The 20,741-nt window shown below is 66.7% G+C and carries 18 protein-coding genes and 1 pseudogene; 10 read left to right on the top strand and 9 right to left on the bottom strand.

Annotation, left to right across the window (positions count from 1 at the left end):
* The first annotated feature begins 79 nt into the window (after window positions 1-79).
* Window positions 80-247: a hypothetical protein gene (locus HUS23_08750; protein ID QKT03898.1), complete on the top strand. Its 168-nt coding sequence runs from the start codon at window positions 80-82 to the stop codon at window positions 245-247.
* Window positions 248-335: 88 nt separating this feature from the next.
* Here the strand turns inward: HUS23_08750 and HUS23_08745 are convergent, their stop codons facing one another.
* Window positions 336-761: a DUF4279 domain-containing protein gene (locus HUS23_08745; GenBank protein QKT03897.1), complete on the bottom strand. Its 426-nt coding sequence runs from the start codon at window positions 759-761 to the stop codon at window positions 336-338.
* 361 nt (window positions 762-1,122) lie between these two features.
* On the opposite strand from HUS23_08745, the gene HUS23_08740 reads away from it, so the two are divergent.
* Window positions 1,123-1,986, top strand: coding sequence for a hypothetical protein (locus HUS23_08740; protein ID QKT05021.1), 864 nt, complete (start codon window positions 1,123-1,125; stop codon window positions 1,984-1,986).
* A gap of 107 nt (window positions 1,987-2,093) precedes the next feature.
* A complete protein-coding gene (locus HUS23_08735) occupies window positions 2,094-2,468 on the top strand; it encodes a DsrE family protein (GenBank protein ID QKT03896.1) in 375 nt (124 codons plus the stop codon).
* 54 nt (window positions 2,469-2,522) lie between these two features.
* Here the strand turns inward: HUS23_08735 and HUS23_08730 are convergent.
* Both HUS23_08730 and HUS23_08725 read right to left on the bottom strand, forming a co-directional pair.
* Window positions 2,523-3,053: pseudogene (locus HUS23_08730) on the bottom strand (N-acetyltransferase).
* Window positions 2,998-4,476, bottom strand: coding sequence for a hypothetical protein (locus HUS23_08725; GenBank protein ID QKT03895.1), 1,479 nt, complete (start codon window positions 4,474-4,476; stop codon window positions 2,998-3,000). Before HUS23_08725 ends, HUS23_08730 begins: the two are co-directional and overlap by 56 nt.
* Before the next feature lie 367 nt (window positions 4,477-4,843).
* Here HUS23_08725 and HUS23_08720 point away from each other — a divergent pair, with 367 nt between their 5' ends.
* The gene (locus tag HUS23_08720) at window positions 4,844-6,274 is read left to right on the top strand and encodes an MEDS domain-containing protein (protein ID QKT03894.1); all 1,431 of its coding nucleotides are present in this window, start codon (window positions 4,844-4,846) and stop codon (window positions 6,272-6,274) included.
* A gap of 465 nt (window positions 6,275-6,739) precedes the next feature.
* On the top strand, window positions 6,740-7,612 hold the full coding sequence (locus HUS23_08715) for an SDR family oxidoreductase (protein ID QKT05020.1): 873 nt from the start codon (window positions 6,740-6,742) through the stop codon (window positions 7,610-7,612).
* A 179-nt stretch (window positions 7,613-7,791) separates the two neighbouring features.
* Here the strand turns inward: HUS23_08715 and HUS23_08710 are convergent, their stop codons facing one another.
* Window positions 7,792-8,379, bottom strand: a complete 588-nt coding sequence (locus tag HUS23_08710; GenBank protein ID QKT03893.1) for a TetR/AcrR family transcriptional regulator — start codon at window positions 8,377-8,379, stop codon at window positions 7,792-7,794.
* A gap of 90 nt (window positions 8,380-8,469) precedes the next feature.
* Here HUS23_08710 and HUS23_08705 point away from each other — a divergent pair, with 90 nt between their 5' ends.
* The gene (locus HUS23_08705) at window positions 8,470-8,889 is read left to right on the top strand and encodes an MAPEG family protein (GenBank protein QKT05019.1); all 420 of its coding nucleotides are present in this window, start codon (window positions 8,470-8,472) and stop codon (window positions 8,887-8,889) included.
* Window positions 8,890-9,201: 312 nt separating this feature from the next.
* On the opposite strand, the gene HUS23_08700 is transcribed toward HUS23_08705, so the two are convergent.
* Window positions 9,202-9,774, bottom strand: coding sequence for a cupin domain-containing protein (locus tag HUS23_08700; GenBank protein QKT03892.1), 573 nt, complete (start codon window positions 9,772-9,774; stop codon window positions 9,202-9,204).
* 47 nt (window positions 9,775-9,821) lie between these two features.
* Window positions 9,822-10,037, bottom strand: a complete 216-nt coding sequence (locus HUS23_08695) for a hypothetical protein (GenBank protein QKT03891.1) — start codon at window positions 10,035-10,037, stop codon at window positions 9,822-9,824.
* 155 nt (window positions 10,038-10,192) lie between these two features.
* On the opposite strand from HUS23_08695, the gene HUS23_08690 reads away from it, so the two are divergent.
* Entirely contained in the window at window positions 10,193-10,900 is a 708-nt protein-coding gene (locus HUS23_08690) for a helix-turn-helix transcriptional regulator (GenBank protein QKT03890.1), read from the top strand.
* A 373-nt stretch (window positions 10,901-11,273) separates the two neighbouring features.
* The gene (locus HUS23_08685) at window positions 11,274-11,909 is read left to right on the top strand and encodes a response regulator transcription factor (GenBank protein ID QKT03889.1); all 636 of its coding nucleotides are present in this window, start codon (window positions 11,274-11,276) and stop codon (window positions 11,907-11,909) included.
* A 59-nt stretch (window positions 11,910-11,968) separates the two neighbouring features.
* Here HUS23_08685 and HUS23_08680 read toward each other — a convergent pair whose 3' ends face one another.
* From HUS23_08680 to HUS23_08670, 3 genes are all read right to left on the bottom strand, one after another.
* The gene (locus HUS23_08680; protein QKT03888.1) at window positions 11,969-14,152 is read right to left on the bottom strand and encodes a beta-propeller fold lactonase family protein; all 2,184 of its coding nucleotides are present in this window, start codon (window positions 14,150-14,152) and stop codon (window positions 11,969-11,971) included.
* 159 nt (window positions 14,153-14,311) lie between these two features.
* Entirely contained in the window at window positions 14,312-15,997 is a 1,686-nt protein-coding gene (locus HUS23_08675) for a response regulator (protein ID QKT03887.1), read from the bottom strand.
* A gap of 174 nt (window positions 15,998-16,171) precedes the next feature.
* Window positions 16,172-17,182, bottom strand: a complete 1,011-nt coding sequence (locus HUS23_08670) for a hypothetical protein (protein ID QKT03886.1) — start codon at window positions 17,180-17,182, stop codon at window positions 16,172-16,174.
* Window positions 17,183-17,881: 699 nt separating this feature from the next.
* Between HUS23_08670 and HUS23_08665 the strand changes: the two genes are divergently transcribed.
* Both HUS23_08665 and HUS23_08660 read left to right on the top strand, forming a co-directional pair.
* Window positions 17,882-18,253 carry a DUF2892 domain-containing protein gene (locus HUS23_08665; GenBank protein QKT03885.1) on the top strand — a complete coding sequence of 124 codons (372 nt, stop codon included), beginning with the start codon at window positions 17,882-17,884 and terminating at the stop codon, window positions 18,251-18,253.
* Window positions 18,250-20,661: an EAL domain-containing protein gene (locus tag HUS23_08660; GenBank protein ID QKT03884.1), complete on the top strand. Its 2,412-nt coding sequence runs from the start codon at window positions 18,250-18,252 to the stop codon at window positions 20,659-20,661. The genes HUS23_08665 and HUS23_08660 overlap by 4 nt, the downstream gene beginning before the upstream one ends.
* Window positions 20,662-20,741 lie beyond the last annotated feature (80 nt).

The following is a 20,741-nucleotide window of genomic DNA, read 5'->3' as shown; positions in this document are numbered from 1 at the left end:
CAATTGCGTTAAAATCTTGGCAAGAATAACATTTCAGCTATAGATGCTGGCAGCGATCCCAGTCAAGAGGAGGTTAACCATGAGTGGAGAAGGTCAGAAGACTCGACCGAAAGTACCCGAGGGTAAGACGCGTTTTGTGACCACCACGCAGAAAGAGATTACCCCGGGGGCGTTTTTTGTCGGTTACACGACCACCTGGGAACCGTTTCAGAAAGAGGTGCCGTACCAGACCCCCAAGAAGCCTTGAGGCTATCACTGCGCGAACCCAAACTCGCGCGGTTACTCAAGCAGACTTCGGAAAGCACGCCTCCGGGCGTGCTTTCTTCTGTGGACGCTTATTTTCTCTCGGCAAGCTCATAATCCACATTGATGAAGGCGCCGGTCTCCGCCAGGAAGCGGATCACCCGCGTGCCGAAGCCGACCTCCGGGGCTTTCTCGTCCTTATCGATGGACAAGGTCAGCACGACGCCCAGCCTGGGGGACAGGTTATGGCTCTTGCACACGGCGTTGATCTTGTCTTTGACCGGCTCCAGCTGCTTCAGAATATTCTCCGTCAGCTTATAGACATCCACCTCGCCCTCGTCACTGGTGACGGTCTCCGTGGATAGCTCCCAGGAACTGATCACGGGCTTATCCAGGCCGCTGCGCGCGCCGGCATCGTTGTACGTGGTCGGCGTTATCTCGAGCAGGCGTGTGATATCGGCGGGGTCGAAGTGATACCCCACAAGCGCGAAATAGGCCCGGCCTTTATTGGGTGTCACGATACGGTCCTCATCAACAAATGCCGCTGGAAACGTGAGATTGTAGCATCGGCAAGGCGGGAAAAGTCCCCGCACAGTCCGGTCTCCCGACGCTCGACACCGTCAAGGCGGCGGTCCAGGTAGTCGATGACGCGCGCCGCACACAGGACTACGATCTGACTGGGGGACAGGTGGCGTACGGCGCCGCGCGGCGCCGCCCGGACCCGCCCGGAACGGAACGGACATCGACGAGCCTATGCCTCTCTTCGACAGCACGCGCCGCTGGCTGCGCCGACTCCGGCGCGGGGCCGCGCCACCATCGCCCGCGCGCGACGAACGCGCGGAACCGCAGCTTGGGCCGCCGCGCCTCGTCACCGACACGGTGCGTCTGTACTCCAGGCGCCTGCTGTCACCGTTCGTGGGCCTAGTCCAGGTCGCCGAGATCCCCTGGGCGCGCGCCCTGAGCCTGGACGGCCGAAACTGGGCCATCCAGTACTCCCTGGCCGAGGACGGACGCTTCCCCAGCCACGCGAACGGGGCCCACCCCGACGTGCGCTATTCGTTGGTCGCAACCATCACGGGCGGACACCTCACGCGCCGGGCCGCGCATCCCATTCCCATCGCCGTGCACACCGCCACCGACCGCCTGTTCGAGGCGATAAACGGCGCCACGCCGCCCTTTCCCGCGGCCGACCGCTACGAGTACTGGCTGCTGGACAGCGCGGACGCGCGCCCCCTCGCGCTGCTGCAGTCCTGCGTCGAGCCCGAGGACATGGCGCTGCCGCCCCCGCGCCCCTCGTGGATCGCCATGCCCGCCGCGCAGCTCGATGTCCCTGAGCCCGAGCCGGTGCAGGACGTGTACGTACCGCCCGTAAACTACCGCCTGCAGCAGCTCATCGAGGAACGCGCGGGGTCCAAGCCGCGCGGCGCGTGGTTCGAGCGCCAGGACGACGCGGACGCGTTTCCACCCTGCTTGATCCGCGAGGACTGGGGAAGCGAGGAGGAGCAACGTCTTTGCGACCTGTACATCCGGCGCCTCGCACCGCGGCTGCTGATGATGCACGGTCTGCCCCGGCCCGTGCGCGAGCGGCTGGAACACGCCGCCCGCGCGCATGCCCTGGAGGTCGAGCGGTTCCACCCGCTGTACCCCGAGGTGGTCGACGACCGCCTGCTGACCGCCGCGCGAGTGGAAGCCCGCCTGCGCCGGGCGAACGAGGCGGCGCCGGACGATCGATCCCCCGAGTAACGTCCCCGCGCCCGCGCTGGGTAGCTGAGCGGTCGCCGGTCGCAAACCGGCGGCACACTGTTTATGCTTAACCGGATTTTGCATTCCCGGCCAAGGAGGAGGAGAACATGAAGGCTGCCATCGTGGTGATGTCCGACCCGGACGCCAACAACGACGAATCGCTCGGGCGCGTCTTTAACGCCTTGGGCGTGACCTACGACTTCAAGCAGGCAGGCGACGACGTGACGCTGATCTTCCTCGGCGCCGGCACCCGCTGGGCGGCGCGCATCGCCAAGGGCGACCACCCGCTGAACGGCCTCTACACCTCCGTGCAGGATAAGGTCGCCGGCGTGTCGGCCACCTGCTCGGATTTCTTCGGCGCCGCCGCCGATGCCCAGCAGGCCGGCTTCAAGCGCCTGGAAGACAACGCCGCCCCCGGCACCGCCGGGCTGCCCAGCCTGCGTGCCCTCGCCGCCGAGGGTTATCAGGTGATGATCTTCTGAGTCAGGCGTGCGGGCGCGCGCACCCTGCGCGCGCCCGCGGGCCGAGTCGCCGCGGGCGCCGAAGGCCGGGTGGAACGTGACCCTACCCTGCGGCACCCGCCCATCGAACGAGAGCGCGAGAAACACCTCCGACGGCACGCCTTCGTACACGAGCCCCGGCAGGTTATGGAACCCGAACTTGCGGTAGTACTCAGGGTGCCCGACCAGGCAACAGCCGCGCGCGCCCAAGGTCTTCAGGCGCACGAGCCCGGCCTGCACCAGCGCCGTCCCGATGCCCTGCCGCTGGTAATCCGGCAGTACGGAAAGCGGCCCCAGCCCGTACCAGGCGCGCGCCCCGTCCGAGACGGTCACGGGCGAGAACGCGATGTGCCCCACCACTCGGCCCTCCACCTCCGCGACCAGCGATACCGCCAGCGCCCCGGCCGCGCGCAGTGCCGCGATGATGTAATGCTCGGTTTGGTCGCTGATCTCCAGCGTCGCGAACGCGGCGACGGTCACGTCGCGGATCGCGGCGATGTCAGCGGCAGTCTCATTCCTTACAAGTGGTTTCAAAGGTCCTCGAATGCGCACAAGGTTTTGTTCCATCGGGTGGAGGACCCACCTCGGTTCCCATCATGATCCTCGGCAGGGCAGCCGGGCGCGGCTCCGGACTCGGCGGCGGCGGCTCGGGAGGCGCCCCGCACCGCTCGATGGTCCGCGCGTCGCGGCCCTGGTCCCTGACGATGCCCTCGGCGACGGCGCGCACATGGGCGTCGCGCGCCAGCATGTCGCACACACCGGCGTCCCGGGCGTCTAGCGCGCGGTAGAACGCGCGCTCGCCGTCGAGGCCCGCGGCATCGAGACCGTCGATCACGGAACCGTGCGCGCGCAGCCGATCCGCCGTGTCGGCGTTGAGGCGCGAGACGATCAAGCGACGATCATCGGCGTTTGCGGCCGCGAGCAGCATACGGTCCAGTGCGCTGATCTGCGCCTGCGCGTCCACCACCCGCGCGTCCAGCACCAGCATGAGCAGCCGGTCGTGCGTGTGCATGAACTGGCGGGGACGCTCCTCCGCTGGACGCGACAAAGCAGCCAGCAGCGCGTCGCGGTAGTGTGGCCACAAGGCCACCGAGTTGACGTGAATGTGCCACTCACGCAGGCGCGGCGCCGCGTGAAAGCCGGCGATGAAGGCGCCGCGGTCCAGGATGGGTAGCGCCAGCAGCGGCGACCAGAGGTCGTAGTCTTCCGCGGACATCGGCGCATCGCTCATGTGGAGTTCGATCTGCTGACCATCGTCACCCAGACGATAGCGCCAGTAGTGATGCCGCCAGCGGCGGGTCTCGAGGTCCAGGCGGTGCACCCCGACCGGCGAGACCGCCCACAGCGTGCGCTCGTCCGGTGCCAGCGCCAGCGCCGTAATCGCGCCGCCGCTGAGGTGATGACGCACCTGGAGCGGCTCGCCCGGCACCCGCACCATCTCCAGCAGCACCCCGGTGTCCGGGCCGTACTTCTCCACCGGCTCGTCGGTCCCCACCCACAGCGTGTCGCCGTGGATCAGCCCGGCGTTCGGCGAATGACATCGGGGTATGACGTTCAGCTCCTCGAGCACGCCAGCTCGCGAGAACCAGATGCGCCCGGTGATATTCTCGCCCTCCGGGCAATAGCCGCCCGTGAACAGCAGCCAGCGGTCTTGTGCACAGGCCAGCGCGCGGGGCGGCTGCGGCAGCGCCTCGGGCACCTTGACGCGTGTGGCGACGCAGGACGGCGGCGGACTGGCGGGATCGGGATACAGCGGACGCACCCACGGCGCGGTATCGTCCAAGGGCGGCGGGACGGGCCACACGCCACGTTCGAAGGCAGCGGCCGGCGCCCGGTAGCGGTCGTTCAGCACCACCTCGCCATCGTCGAAGGCGATGCGCGTGATGCTCGGCTGGATGTAGGCCTGCTCAAAGTAGGTACGCCCGCCGGAGAAATCCAGCCCATGCTCAGCCGCCCACGCGCAGCACGTGACGAGGGGCCACACCAACATGAATGCGTACGATGATCGCCGGCTGCTCATGACCCCCCCGATGCGACGTGTCGCGGCTGCGCCGTGCAACCCTCAGATATCACGTCATGTCACCTACAACAAGGGGATGGCTCCGCGCCCGCGCGACCGAGCAGCCCCCGGCTGTGCCGCTCGGCGGCTAGCGCGGGAAGGAAATGCCGCAAATGTCGTGCGCCCTGTCAACGGTCGGATCCCACCGCTCACGGCTCAGGCAAGGGGCCCCGCCCGTGACGGGCCGAAGCGCAAAATTCCTGGTACCCTCATACCCTTCCGGAAGGGACGTCATACCCTACCGAGCCTCAGCCCCCACAGCCAACGCGCGGCGGCGTCGACACAATGGGAGGAGCGCATGGGCGGATGCAGCGACAGCCGAAGGATTGAGGATCTCCACCGAGGACAGCATGCCTGCCTGCTGTATGGCGAGGGTGACGATCCGATCCAAATGGTCGCGCCGTTTCTCGCCGCCGGCCTGCATCGCACCAACGAGCGCAGCGTGTTCGTGGTGGGCGAGCACGGCGCGGACCCTGTACGCGCACGCCTCACCGAACTGGGCATCGATGTGCGGGGTGCAGAAGCGCGCGGCGCGCTCGTGCTGGTCGACCGCTGGGAGGTTTCGTTCCCCAACGGCAGCTTCGACCCCGTGGCGATGATCGGCTACGTGCGTCAGGCGATAAACGACGCGCTGCACGCGGGTTACGACGGCCTGAGGGTGGTCGCCGAGATGACCTGGGCGCTGCAAATGGGGGTCGGCCATAACAAGCTCATCCACTACGAGGCGCTCGGCAACGACCTCTACCCCGGCGAGCCATTGGTGGCCGTGTGCCTTTACGACCAAACGCGTTTTCCGGCGGGCGTGTGCCATGACGCGCTACGCGTCCACCCGGTGGTGGCGCTCGAGGACCAGACCTACCCGAATCTCTATTACGAGCCGCCGCAGGCCGTTATCGAAGGCACCGAGGCCGCAGAACGCGTCCAGTGGATGGTGAGCCAGTTGCGCCGACAGGGCGAGCTCGAACGAGAGCGCGCGGCACTTGCCGAGGAGCGCGCGGCGCGCGCCGAGGCCGAGGCAGCACTCGCCGCCAAGGACGAGATGCTGCAGATGCTGGGGCATGAGCTGCGCGGGCCGCTCGCGGGCGTGATGGGCTTCGCGGAGGCCGCGCTCGTGACCCTCCGCCGCAGCGCCGCTGCCCAGGATGATCAGCTTCACAGCGCGCTTCAGGGGATTCTCCGCCAGAGCGACAAGCAGGCGCGGTTGATCGAGCACCTCCTCGATGCAGCGCGCCTCGCGGAGGGCGCGCTCCCGATCGATCCCGAGCCGTGCGACCTCGAGGCACTCGTGCGCGACTGCGTCGACGCCGCGCAGGCCGCTGCACCGACCCACCGCATACGCCTGCGCGCTCATGCCGCGCCGCCTACCCTGGTGGACCGCCTGCGGATCGAGCAGGCGATGACCAACCTCCTGGACAACGCCATTAAGTTCAGCCCCTCCGGCACCGCCATCGAGGTCGACTTGGTCGGCGAGCAGGATTACGTACTCATCAGCGTGCGGGACTACGGCCCGGGCATTCCGCCTGCCGCCCGCGAGCAGGTATTCGAGCGGTACAAGCGTCTCCACCCCGAGAAGTCCGGCCTGGGGCTCGGCCTGCACTTATGCCGGGCGGCGATCCGCATGCACGGGGGCGACATCGCGGTGCACACGCCCGAAGACGGGCGAGGCACGCGCTTCGTCATCCGCCTGCCGTTAGCGCCGGCACAGCCCGCGGCGAGCACCGCTCCCTAGGCCCCGCATCCGGGCGCGGGGCGGCCTACAAGGTGGGGGCACTCCGATGCGGATCATGGCCCCCTTCTTGGCTGCCATACGTCTTCCCTAAACCATTAATTCGCAGGTGGAAAGTAGTCCCGCACTCGTTCAGCGCCCCTCTCTCCAGTAAGCAGCTACAGCTACGCTCCCTCCGTGAGGCGGCTCATTCTTCATCTCACGTAATGCGCGGCGCCGCTCGAGTTATGGCTCCGCTAGCTGCGGGCGCTCGGGCGATTCAGATCAACCGGCCGTGCGGAAGCGAATCAGCGAGCTTGCCAAGGGTTCATTGCAAATACGCCGCTCGGCGCTATGGTGAAGGGATTTCGCGATCCCCGGCGCGGCAGGATATACCCCTGATCCAGCGCTTCCGCTTGAGCAAGACGCTCTCTGGAGGGAGACCCAGCGATGACCAGCAAAGGACAGCACCACGGGGCAAACCTGAACATGAATCCGCTCACGGACGAGCGCCTTCCCGGTCCGCCACGCGCCCAGGTTCAAGAGTGGCCCGGGCTCGATTCACGCATGGACCCGCAGGCCGATCACGGCGAGGTGTCCTACCAGGGCGGCAACAAGCTGAAGGGCAAGAAGGCGCTCATTACCGGCGGCGACAGCGGCATCGGGCGCGCCGTGGCGATCGCATTCGCGCGCGAAGGTGCCGACGTAGCCATCTCCTACTTCAACGAGCACGAGGACGCCCGCGACACGACCGGGTGGATCGAGAAGGCCGGGCGCCGCGCGCTCGCGATGGACGGAGACCTTCAAGACCCGGCGCACTGCCGCAGCCTAGTGGCGCGCACGGTCGAGGCGTTCGGCGGGCTGAACATCGTGGTCAACAACGCCGCCTATCACGTCGAGACGAGCGAGTTCGCCGATATCTCGCCCGAGCAGCTCGAGCGAACGTTCCGCACCAACATCTTCTCGTACTTCTGGGTGACACAGGCCGCGCTGGAGCACCTGCACGAGGGCGACAGCATAATCAACACCGGCTCGGTGGTGGGAGCCACCGGCAACCCCTACCTGACCGACTACGCTGGGACCAAAGCGGCCATCGACAACCTCACCAAGTCACTCGCCCCCACGCTCGCCAAGCGGGGCATCCGCATCAACTGCGTGACACCCGGACCCGTGTGGACGCCGCTCATCCCCTCGACCCGCGACGAACAGTTCGTCGGCGAGTTCGGCAAGGACACGCTCTGGGGCCGCCCCGCCCAGCCGATCGAGATGGCGCCGAGCTACGTCTTTCTCGCGTCCGCCGATTCCCGCTACTACAGCGGGCAGATCTTCGCGCCCACAGGCATGGCGGTCTTCTCACGCTAGCAACACCGGCGGATATGAGGGTGGACATGAGGGTGCGTAGACGGCCCCGGCGGCCGCGGCCGCAGCCCGTGCGCAGAAAACCGCATCCGACTGCTACCCCGTATCAGACGGCCGAACGCGATGCCGCTGCCCTGCCGCCGCCCGGGCCGGCTGGCGGGGACTGCAGGCGTATGCCACGGTTACTCGCGTATCTCTTCAAGAAGGCGCCGTGCGGTAACGCGACAGCTGCGCAACAGCCTCTCTGTGACTTGTGCATCGTCCAAAGCGCGCCCAACCGCAACCCCGCCGATCATCAATGCGGTAACCGCCATAACGGTGTCGCGTCGGTCATGCGCCCGCATGTCGCCTAGTCGCTTGCTGATAAGCCGCACCAGGCTACGGTAGACCCTGGTGTAGGCCCTTCGAACCTTGCCATTGCGCGCGCCGACGTCGGTAACGAGAAACGCGAGCGGACAGGGCGTTTCGACGTCTTCGACGTGCGCACGGGAGAGATAGGTATTCAGGAAGGCGCCAAGGGACGCGGCCGAGGAGGTCGCACCGGCCTGCTCCGCCGCCCGCGGGCTCCGCGTGGCGGCGTACATGATGGCATCTGCGTAAAGTTCGGCCTTATCCTCGAAATGGTTGTAGAACGCCCCGCGTGTCATACCGGCATCGTGCATCAGCTCGTCAATCGACACCGAATCGTAGCCGCGGTGCGCGAACAGGCGGCTGGCGCTTTCGAGTATGCGCTCCCGACTCTTCTGCTTGTGCGCCTTGGTGTAGAACATTCCCCCCCTCCTTTTTATGTCGTTGAACATAAATTAAATGCATACCATCCTCGTCGTGTCGGCACGCGCCGGAACGACCGAGGGGCGATGATGGAACAGAAAATGATCTTATACCCCGTGCTCGCCCTGGTGGGCTGGAGCTTCGTGGTGACGGGGGTGATGTTAGCGCGCGCATTCAAAGCCGTGGGCGCGGGTCTGAGTGTGGAGTACTTTCGGTACGGCGCGGGGGCCGAACCGCCGGGATACATGCGCGCCGCCTACCAGCACTATTCGAATCTTTTCGAGATGCCGGTCTTGTTCTATACCGCCGCGCTGATCAGCTACGTCGCGGGGGTGGTCGACGCGCTGTTGGTCACTCTGGCGTGGGCTTACGTCGCCACCCGCCTCCTGCACGGGACGGTGCATATGCGCGATCGAAACGTCCTGATGCGTCGAAATACCTTCTTCCTGAGTATGCTCGTACTCGTCTCGCTATGGGTGCTCCTAGCTGCGCGGGTGCTGCAGATGTAGTGTGAGCGGGTGCCCAGGACAGGGCACCGGCCGGTACCGGCCGCGGTCTTTGTATGGCGTGGGGCTCTCGGCGAGAGCAGAGGCTGGCACCGCGCCGGATGGGGAACCGGTGGAGCATCTGGCGGGACGGCTCACGGAGCAGTGCAGCCTGGCACTGCGGCAGACCTTGATGCTCGGCGCGCATAGCTGGATCAACCCGCCAAGGCGCTCGACAGCGGGCCGGAACGGGCCGCGGAGTGGGAGTGCCGGGCGCGGGAGGCGGGATGACGGCGCTTCAGCCGCCGCGCATCCCGCCGATACCGCGCAAGGGGTTCAGTATCCGGACAGCATGTTGCCGTCGGGGCCGCGCTCGATGCCGCATCGCGCATCAAGGTCGGCGCCCTGGCCCTCCTCCACCGGGCTCATGAGCGGACCCTCCTCCGGTACGCCGAGGAACGTCGCGATGACCACGGTCGGTTCATCACGGCTGGGATTGAAGGACGTGTGCACGGTGTTGCCGGGATCGACCAGCGCCATGCCCGGCCCGTACTCGCGCTCCATACAGTCCTCCGCAAACAAGAACACGAAGTCACCCTCCGTGATGTTGATCAGCACGGTGCCGGGATGGGTGTGCCAGGGAAACACGGCACCGGGCTGGATGGTGAACTCCATCACGGCCACGTGCGAGCCGTCATCGATGTTCACGGTCTGCGCCGGCAGCCCTTCGAGCTCCTGGGTGATCTGAATCGAGACGTCGCCGACGAACACATGGCGCTGAGTCAGCGGCTTCGATGCGATCGGATCGGGTGCCGCGTGTACCGCCGTCGCCACTCCGAGCAGGAGCAACATCAGGACGGCTAGGGAGAAAGCGCCTGCCGTCCGAGCGAGGGAGTGCTGATTCTGCATGGCATCCTCCTATGGATCGGTGTGGTAATCGCGCTGTCGCCGCACCGTCAGTACCGCGTGCCGTGCACGATCCCGTGGTCGCGCGGTACGGTGGTGGCGCGCCCCTCGGCGTAGCGCTCGTGGAAGGCCGGGAAATCGGCCTGGAAGCGTGTGCCGCTCCGAATCGCGCGCGCCCGGCGCGGCGCCAGGCGGCGCAGCCTGTGCCCGCCCCCGGCGTGGTGCGGGCGGATTCGGCTGTCGATGGATCGGCGTGCTACTGTCATGGCTAGTCTCCTTCATGGTCTGAAGGGGCCGGGCGCGGCAGCGCGCCGGCAATTCAGCATCCCAAAGCGTCTGCCGTCCGCCTAGTTCAATAACTGAACCGGACAGCCGCCCCGCGTCGGGCACGACTGTGCGGACGCGGCAAGGGAGAAGCACCATGACGGACCGAACCGGATACGGTCAGTTCTGCCCCGTGGCCAAGGCCTCGGAGGTGCTGACCAGGCGCTGGACGCCGCTGATCCTGCGCGAATTGATCAGCGGGTCCTCCGGCTTCAATGAGATCCACCGCGGCGTGCCGCTGATGTCGCGCCCCCTCCTCGCTCGGCGCCTGCGGGAACTCGTCACCCACGGCATCGTGGAGCGCGGTGGCGGCGGCGCCTACCGCCTGACGGAGGCCGGCGAGGCGCTCGGCCCGATCATCATCGCCATGGGCCTGTGGGGCCGGCGCTGGGTGGAAAGCGCCGCCGACGGCCCGGACTGGGACGCGGGCGTGCTCATGTGGGATATGCGCCGGCGCATCGATACCGGGGTTCTGCCGCCGGGGCGCACGGTGGTGCAGTTCGACTACAGCGACGCGCCGCCGGAGCTGCGGCGCTGGTGGCTGCTCATCGAGGACGGCGACGTCGACCTGTGCCAGTCGGACCCCGGATTCGAGGTGGACCTTTACATCACCACCAGCGTGCGGGTGATGGGCCCTATCTGGATCGGCCAGCGACCGTTAGCCCCGGCGATCCAACGCGACGAGATCCGGGTCCATGGCCGGCACGATCTGGCGCGCAGCGTGGGGCGCTGGCTGAAGCTGTCGGCGATAGCGGAGCAGGCGGCGCGCGCCGACCGTCTGGACGTGAGGGCCGGCGCGACGTGATGCGCCCGCCTCTCGGCCGCGAGCGCGCGTGCGAGGAAGCAGTTTGAGGGAGACCAGTGATATAGAGCCAGGCCAGGCCTGACTCGCATTCCCGCTACCCCCGCGCCCTCTGAGGCGGGCGTCAGCCCGCGTTCTTGCCCATGAAGACGATCGACGCGCCGGGAGCACTGAACGTCCTCGCTCTGCTCAAGGCCGCGCAAGTCCTGCTCCTGTATAGCTTGGCGGCGACGGAGCCGCCATAGGCTCTCCTCGGTCTCTTACAACATCCCACTCGAGAGAAGTGACAGCTATTGTGGCGCGGGGGGGCCAGGTATTGACGGGCCTCCCCCCTTTCGGGAGTATCCCGGGAACTCTCGCGTGATTTCCAAACACAATGAAGCTGCTACTGGTCGACGACCACGCCCTTTTTCGCGCAGGCCTGAAGTCGGTGCTTCCCCGGCTCGATGGTTCACTCACGCTCGCCGAGGCCGGCAGTTGCGAGGAGGGCCTGCAGCGGCTTCGCGAGGCGCCGGACGCGGACTTGGTCCTGCTCGACCTGGGCCTCGGCGATGGGAAGGACCGGCTGCACTGCCTGCGGCGTTTCCGACAGGCCGATCCGACGCTCCCGATCGTGATCGTCTCCGCGCATGAGTCGCGCGACACCATCGCCGCAGCCGTCAACGCCGGGGCAAGCGGGTATATCCCGAAGTCCTCGGACAGCGCGCTGCTCATCGAGGCACTGCGACTGGTCCTTGCCGGGGGCATCTATCTGCCGCCGGCGCTCATCGCCGGCTCCGCTCCATCCGCGCAGAGGCCGCCGACGGGGCTCACCCCGCGTCAGCAGGAGGTGCTGGCACTACTTGCGGAGGGCCTGCCCAACAAGGCCATCGCCCGCCGTCTCGGGATGGCCGAAGGCACGGTTCGCATACACGTCACCGCCATCATCAAGCACCTGCACGCAAGCAACCGCACGGAAGCCCTCGCCAAGGCCATTCGGCTCGGCTACGTGGCGACCCTCGAGGAGGACTGATCGCTGCGCGGGGATCTCTGCTGAGTGCGCCCTGTCACGCCACACACCCCCGGCACGCCCTAGCGATACGTCCCGCCGACGGTCACCGCGACCGGACCCGAACCCGCTGCCACCGCGGCGGTTGTCATGGGGTCCAGGCTGCCATCGGAGGCAAGCCGGTATTGCGAGACATCGCCCCCGTTGTAGTTCGTGACGTAGGCGTAGCGGCCTGAAGGGTCGAGCGCAACGCCGGTCGGTCGGGCGCCGGCAGCCACCGTGGCGTTTGCCATCGCCGTCAAGCTGCCGTCGACGTCGATCCTGTACTGCCAGACGCTGTCTTCCCCGCTGCTTGTCACGTAGGCGTAACGGCCGGTCGGGTCTATGGCGATATCGCTGGCCCAAAGGCCGGTGGCCACGGTCGGTGTGGCCATGGGGTGAAGGCTCCCATCGCTGCCGATGGCGTACTGGGAGACGATGTAGCCATAGCTCGGCACGTAGACATAGCGACCCGTAGGATCGACGACGATGGCGGTCGGATTAACGCCCGTCGCGACGCTCGGGGTGGTCAGCGCGCTCAGGCTGCCATCCGCGCCTATGGCATATTGGGAGATGTTGGCCCCCGTATAGTTGGCGACGTACACGTAGCGCCCGGACGGGTCCACCGCAAGCGCCCGGGGCTGGGAACCGGCAAGGGCGTAGGCGGTTGCCATCGGGCTCAAGGTGCCGTCGCTGCCGATGGTGAACTGGGCGACGACCCCGTAATAACCCGTCGCGTAGGCATAGCGGCCACTCGGATCGACGACAATGTCGCTGGGCCCCGCGGCGGCGCTCACGCTCGCCGGAGTCAGTGGGCTGAGGCTTCCGTCGGCGGCGACCCGATACTGGGAGATGCTGGCGCTGCCGAGGTTGGCTGCGTACGCGTACGCGCCCGAAGGATGGAGGGCGACAGCCGACGGCGCCGACTCGGCCGCCACGCCGTGGGGCGACATGGGGGCGAGGGTGCCATCGCTGTCGACGTCGTACTGGGATAAATCGGCACCCTCGTTCGCCACGTATGCATGTTGTGGCACGCTCTCTACCGCGGCACCGCCGCTCACGGCCACGCCGATTGGGCCGCCATGTGCGGGGACGGTGCCCGGCGTTATCGCGGCGAGCGATCCGTCGTCGGTAATGACGTATTGCGCGACGCTGCTGTCAGCGTAGTTACTCACATAGACGTACTGCCCGGAAGGATCCACCGTGACCGCACGGGGCTGCGCGCCCGTTGCCACGCTGCCGGCGGCCATCGGGGCAAGTGTGCCGTCGCTGTCGATGGTGTACTGCGACACCGTGTCGTCGCCGCTATTGGCAACGTAGACGTAGCGCCCCTCGGGGTCGACGCTGACGGCGTGGGGCGAGGTGCCCGCGAGCACTGCGCCGGCGATCTCAGTCAGGCTGCCGTCGCTGCCGATGCGATACTGGGACACGCTGTTGTCACCGACATTGGCCACGTAGACATGACCCGCCGCGTCGAGAGCGATGGCACGCGGCTGCAAACCCGCCGACACGGCTGCCAACGCCATGGGTGTGAGCGTCCCGTCGCTCCCGACGGTGTACTGAGAAACGCTACCGTCGCCGTTGTTCACCACGTAGGCGTAGCGTCCTGAGGGATCCAGGCTGAGCGCGATGGGCCCCGCGCCGGTTTCCACTGTGGCCGCCCACAGTGGCGCGAGGCTGCCTTCCTCGTCGATGGCGTACTGCGAGACGGTGTTCGCATCGAAGTTAACCGCGTAGGCAAACTGGCCGGCGGGATCGATGGCGACGGTGACCGGGCCCGCTTCGGCCGCGACGGCGGCAGGCGCCATCGGGCTGAGACGGCCGTCGCTGCCGATCGAGTACTGCGAGATCGTGTCGCTCCCGTAGTTGGCGACATAGGCCCACCGGGCCGAGGGATCGACGGCAACGCCGCGCGGGCCGTTTCCGGCGTCAACCCTGCCTATCCACGCGAGACGCCCCGAGTCCGCATCGACCATGTAGGTGGAGACGGTATCGGCGCTCTCGTTGGCGACGTAGGCGAACCGGGGAGCGACGGGGGTTACCGGATCGCCTCCGCCGTCTCCTGTCTCCGCGCCGTCCCCTACCTCGGCGCCGTTCCCTGGCGGGTTACCGCCGCCTCCGCCGCAGGCGCTCAGGCCGAGAGTGAGGACGACGAGAACCGCCGCCCACAGCAGAATGCGGTACTGCGCCCGCACCGAAGGAATGCTAGTAGGGGTTTGCATGGTCATTGTCGTCGTCCGGCCCATTGCCCGCGAATCGCCCGGGGATGGTGCACGGCGCCGGCATGCATCGTAAATCGGCTGGATTGCCTAGCGCCTATGCGGATCCGCATAGGCGGGCCGTGTCGCCCGGGATCATTGTTGACCCAGGCATGGCCGACACAGGAATCAGTGCGGAGCGGCGACGGTGGCGAGTGCGGCGCGCAGACGCGCCGGCTGCAGGGGCTTGTGCAGGACCCTCAGACCGGCGGCGGCGATACGTCTCAAGGGTTCGGGAGCCGTTTCGCCGGTAATCACGAAGGCGGGTAGCGGACGTTTGAAGAAGGCGCGAAGCGCGGAAACGTCGGCGTCCCCGGTGCGGCCCTCGCGCAGCCGAAAGTCCACCAGCAGGACATCCGGAGACCACCCGCGCGCTGCATCCTCGATGCACTCGCGCGCAGACTCGTAACCCGCCACCCGACACCCCCAACCGCTCAGGACCGACTCGAGCCCGGCCCGAATCGCCGCGTCGTCGTCGACGACGACCACCCGCAACCCTCGCGGCCCGGTGGAAACCAGGGGGGCACTTTGCGGCACATCGCCGGGCGCGCTGCGCGGCAGCAGCAAGCGGAACACCGAACCGGCGCCCGGCCGCGAATCGACCTCCAGCTCGTGCCCGAGCCTGTCCGCCAGGCCCTTGACGATGGCCAGGCCGAGGCCGAGCCCCTTCGCGCTGTCGCGCTCCGGATTGTGCGCCTGAAAGAACTCTTGAAAAATATTCGCTTGCGCGGCGGGGTCGATCCCCACGCCCGTATCCCGGACCTCGATGGCGAGCCGGTCGCCGCGGCGCCGGCAAACCACCAGAATTGCCCCCTGGCGCGTGTACTTCAACGCATTGTCGAGCAGATTGCGCAGGATGCGTTCCAGGTGCTGCGGGTCACTCACGACCCAGTAGCGGCCCGCGCCGAGCCGCAGGCGCAGGCCCGCGGCCTCGGCGCGCGGCCCGAGCTCCGCCTTCAGCCTCTCGAACAGCGGCGCAAGCGCCAGTGGGCGCGGCGCCGCCTCCACGGTGTCGGCCTCGAGCTTCGAGACGTCAAGCAGACCGTTGATGAGCTCGCCGAGCGCGCTGACCGACGCCCCCATGCGCCGACGCAATTGCTCCGCGGGCGGCGCCAGCTGCTCCTGGCCCTGCGCCTCGACGAACAACTCCAACGCGTGCAGCGGCTGGCGCAGGTCATGGCTTGCCGAGGCGAGAAAACGGGACTTGGCCACGACCGCCTGCTCGGCACGCTGGTTCTCCTCGCGCAGCCGCTCGACCAGGTCGGCGTTTTCCGAACGCACCCGTACCCACTCTGAAACCATGCGCGACAAGTGGCGCCCGTGACCGAACTGTGACAAGAGGTAGACCAGCGTGAGCGCGCCGATCCACATCAACGCCGTCTCGGAGCGCAGCATCAGGCTGACGCCGAACGGGACCACCGCGAAGAACGCGAAAGTGGCGTAGGCGGGCGGGTAGGCGGATTGGGCGACGATGGCGCTGCCCACCGCACCGAAGATCAGCACTATGATGAAAATGACCTGGTAGGGATCCGCGTACGACACGAACAGCGCCCCGCCGAAGCCGAACAGGCTCCCCGAGAACACCCCGACCAGTGTCGTCTGGTGACGCCATCTGAGCACATCGGCGTCGTCGCGTTCGCGACTGAAGAAACGCCGCACGAGGAGCAGCCGCATGCCGGAGAGAAGCAGGAATAAAGCGGCCCAGCCGATCAGCAAATGCCGGGGGACGGTGCCCCATAGGACGATAACGGTTACGACCGCTACGATGAGCGCACCGTAATGCAGGGTTGGAATCTGCTTGTACAGCAGACGCACGCGGTCGGCCAGCAGGACCGAATCGGTGGAATCAGACACTCAGGCCACCATTTTCTTATTATGCGCGGCCGGCCCGGCCGCGCGATACTGCAGGCGCAAACCACCCCGACCACTTTTCTCTGTGGATCGATAACATACCGCCGGAAGGCCGACGACGACAAGGATTGCGAGGTGCTAAGCACCTTCACCTGACTTGCCTGCCCGAAGCAGTAAGATCCCGAGCAAGACACAGGCAATGCCCACGCCGGCGCCGATAGCAACGAGGTCCGCAATCTCCACGAGGGGTCGCCGCATTAACCACGGCATCGCCGCTGCGATGACCATCAAAAGCAGGCCGTTCAGGATCATTGCCCGCTTCAACCAGCTTGGATAGAGACGCCCCATGCGACGAATCACATCCCGTCCACCGGGTAGTTGCCCCCAAACAGGCAAGCCCTGCACCAGGCGTTCCACGCGCCATTGCAACAAGGAGGCAACGAGAAGCAGCACGAACAGGTCAATCAGCAGAGGCCCTCGCAGCCCCATCCACGCCCCATAAATCACAGCCACCGGCAAGACGTACCTGATGAAATCCTTGTGTTGCTTGACGATCCGGTCCTTGAGTTCAGGGTCGGCGACTACCCGCCCCCTGAACAACAACCCATAGGGATGGTAGAGGTCTTCACCGCGCGGCCCCTTCGTAAAGGATATTTCCGCCAGGGTATCCAGTAACGTTCCGGGAACACGACCGGGACCGGCGACAGCCTTAGCCTCGTCGGGCTCAGCCCCCTCATGGACAAGACGCTCCGACGCCATCGACAATCGCGCCTCCCTGGCTGCAACCCGCCGCCGCGCGTGGTTCCTATGCCCCAGGGCCAGTAGCGCCAACGCCGGCCCGAGAAAGAGCAGGGACGCCGTAAGTTTCACCCCCGCGGTCGCCTGGAACTTCAACGGATCCGTGAACGGGGCAAGAGTGACATAAACACCGATTCCAAAGAGAAACGCGCCCGTCACGGTCGCTAGACCACCCCGATATTGCGCCCTACGAGCCAAGAAGAGCGCACCGCCCCAGAGGACCAGAACGCCCCCGAGAACCATCTCCGTGCCAGCCACGCCCGTATCAGGGACACCACCTGGCAAAGGGATGAAACTGATCACTCCCAGTAGCATCAAGAGTCCGGCGAACAGATACGCCAACCAATTCATTGCCCAAACACCTTATGCGTGGAGAACACGAAAGAAGGCGGCTATGAGATCTGCTGGTTTGTCGCCGCCCCCTGTAGTTGCGCGAGATTGAAACTAGAACCCCTTTGCTGTCGTCGCGCGTCCGCGCTGAGCGCAGCGACTAGCGCTCCTTACGGACCACTGGCCCCGTCCTTTTGCGGGATCCCTCGATCGTGATCGTGCCGCGAATGGTCGATAGTAAGCGCCGGAGAGCACGTTCCGTAAGCTCGGTTCCATTCCAGGCACTCCAAGTAGCGCCACGGAACCTCCGAGAGTCTCCACCCGCCCCGTCACGTCAGTGACGGCGCCTCCTGCCACCGCCTGCGCTCGCGGGACTGCCACCGTAGCATAGAGAGCGGGCGGGACGCCCTAGTCACGCCGGGCGAGGTGCATTCGAGCATATAGGCGTCAACGGTCTCGGCGGAACATCCGGAGTGGGGGAGACGCTCGGCGCGCGGGCTACAAGAGGACCGGCAGGCGGCGCTCTCCGGAGTCACCGCCGATGCATGAGGCATGCGGGCCAGGGTGCATGCTGGGAATCCAACACGAGCGGCGCGAATACGCGCGGCGTCCCCGCCCCCTCGCCGACTTCCCTGGGCGAGATTAAAGTCGCTCCGCTAGCGGCCGATCTTAATACAGAGGCAGCCGATCCGGCCCTGGATGCTTGCCTCAGGAGGCGCCGTGAACGACCGCTATTTCCGACTTGCGCTCGGGCTGGCGCTGCTCATCGGCTTGTACTTTGAGCTCGCCGCGCTGGTACTTTTGCTAATTGTCCTGCTCGCCTTCGAGGGGCTCACCAATCTGCGGTTGTGTCGTGCGTTCTGCCCGCGCGATCCCCTCACCGAAGGGGCTGGCGCGTATGCCGCGCGGATTCCCTTTGACGCGGAGCGTGCCCTGCGCCTGCTCGTCGCTCTGTTCCTGTTCGTCGGTTACGTGCTGTATCCGCAGCATGCATGGGGCCTGACCTGGTTGGTGGGATTCGCGCTCGTCGGCGCCGGCATGAGCGGCATTTGCCCGATGGTGCTCGCGCTGCGCGGGATCGGATTCCGATGACGGCAGTCGAGCAGGCGGACGGGCAGGTCGGGCTGCCGGTCCGCATCACGGTCATCGTCTTCTGGGTGCTGGTGCTCACCGGTGTGCTCGTCTCGACCGTGCTGCTGAACAACGCCGAACGCCACCTGCTCGAGCGCTACGACACCAACGCCGATCGCGCGGCCTTTGCGGTGAGCCAGTGGCTGGGCAGCCATCCGGATGCTCAGCTTGGCGAACTCGCCCCCCTGCTGGAGGACGAAATCGGCCGGCTGAGTTTGGCCGGCCTCGAGGTCAGCCGCGGCGAGGAGTCGCTCGGCATCGGCGAGCGTGGCGCGACCCTGACGCTTGCCGTGCGGCAAATTCCCCGGGCCGAGAGGCCGATGCTAGAGCTGCGGGTTTTCCAGCCGCCCGCCCAGAAGGCGATCGGCGAGCAGCGCAAGCGACTGCTACTCGGGATGGCCTTTTCGCTGCTCGTGTTCGGACTCGGTCTGGTGTGGATCCTGCGCCGGGTGCTGAGCGCGCCTTTTCAGGCGATGGTCGATACGGCGCGGGCGATCTCCGCGGGCAGCGGCGAGGTGCGCTTCGATACCGCGCGCCGGGATGAGTTCGGGTATCTGGCGGGTTTCATGAACCGGATGCTCGACCAGATGCGATTGCATCAGAAGGAGTTGAGCGACGCCCTGGATCAGGTGCGCCGATCGCAAGCCGAGCTGTTCGCGGAGAAGGAGCGCGCCGAGGTGACGCTCGATGCGATCGCGGATGCCGTGGTCCGCACCGACGTCGCAGGACGCGTGGAGTTCCTCAATCCGGTCGCGCAGGAAATCCTCGGCGTTAGCGTCGAGCAGGTCGTCGGCCGCGACCTGGACGACGTGATGCGCGTAGTGAACGAGCACACAGGCGACCCACAGCCGAGTGCGGTCAAGCAGTGCATGCGCGACGGGGCACCCCTGCGGCGCGCCGAGGAGACTCTGTTGGTATGCGCCGACGGAAGGGAAGTGCACATCTCCATGGTGGCGGCGCCCATCCGGAACGCGTCGGGAGCGGCAGTCGGCGCCGCGATGGTGTTCCGCGACGTAGGCCGCGCCCGCGAGCTCGCACGCCAGCTTACCTATCAGGCGAGCCACGACGGCCTGACCGGGCTGCTCAACCGTCAGAGCTTCGAGCGCGCGCTGCGCCAAGCGGTGGATGAGGCCCGAAACGGCCAGCAGCACCATGCCTTGTGCTACCTGGATCTCGATCAGTTCAAGCTGGTCAACGACACGTGCGGCCACGTCGCAGGGGACGAGCTGCTACGCCAGATCGCGCAACTCATCCGCGAACACCTACGGGAATCGGACATCATCGCGCGCCTGGGCGGCGACGAGTTCGGGCTGCTACTTCGGGGTTGCGCGCTGTCCGATGCCGAACGGGTGGCGGACAAGGTGTGCCGGGCGATTCGCGCGTTTCGTTTCGTCTGGAAAGACCACAGCTTCCTGAACGGCGCGAGCATCGGCTTAGTGCCCATCGTGGAGGACAGCGGCACGGTCGCCGAACTGCTCAGCCTCGCCGACGTCGCGTGCTACGCAGCCAAGGATAGCGGGCGCAACAAGGTGCACGTCTATACGCCTGACGACGCCCAGCTCGGCGAGCGGCGCGGGGAGATGCGCCGCGTGCCGGCGATACGCAAGGCCATCGACGAGGATCGCTTCGTGCTCCACGCACAGCCCATTGCCGCCCTCGACCCCGACCGCGCGGGCCACTCCCCTCATGTGGAAGTGCTTGTGCGCATGCTGGACGAGGAAGGCGCCACGGTGCCGCCGATGGCCTTCATTCCCGCGGCCGAGCGCTATGACCTGATGCCGGAAATCGATCGCTGGGTAATTCGCTCCACCTTCTCGATGATCGAGGGCGGGAGACCGGACGGCCTGGTCTGCGCGATCAATGTGTCCGGCGCGTCCATCTGTGACGACGACTTTCTCGACTTCGTCCTGACCGAACTGGAACGCTCCGGCGTAGACCCGGAAGGCATCTGCTTCGAGATCACCGAGACCGCGGCGGTGGCCAACCTAAGCCGGGCCAGGCGCGCCATCACAGTCCTGCGCGGCGTGGGTTGCTGCTTTTCCCTCGACGATTTCGGCAGCGGCCTGAGCTCCTTCGCCTACCTGCGCGACCTGCCGGTCAACTACCTGAAGATCGACGGCAGCTTCGTCGCCGACATCGTCTCCGACCCTATCCATCGCGCAATGGTGCGCTCGATCAACGAGGTCGGGCATATCATGGGGCTTCGCACCATCGCCGAGTTCGCCGAGAACGACGCAGTGATCGCCGCCTTGCGGGAAATCGGCGTTGACTACGCGCAGGGCTACGGCATCGCGCGTCCATGCCCGCTCAACCAATTATTGGTAGAGCTGCGCAGCTCCGGGAAAGAAAGGGCCCTCCAAGGAATGTAGAACCGGGTTCCGATGCCGGACCACGCACGCGTCCTGGGACGTCGGGCGCCGGGCGCCGGTCGCGTGAGGCACCGCAGCTC

The sequence above is a fragment of the Ectothiorhodospiraceae bacterium 2226 genome (assembly GCA_013348725.1).
Lineage (GTDB): Bacteria > Pseudomonadota > Gammaproteobacteria.
Note: the sequence above shows the minus strand (reverse complement) of the source record. Positions and strands in the feature narration are given on the sequence as shown.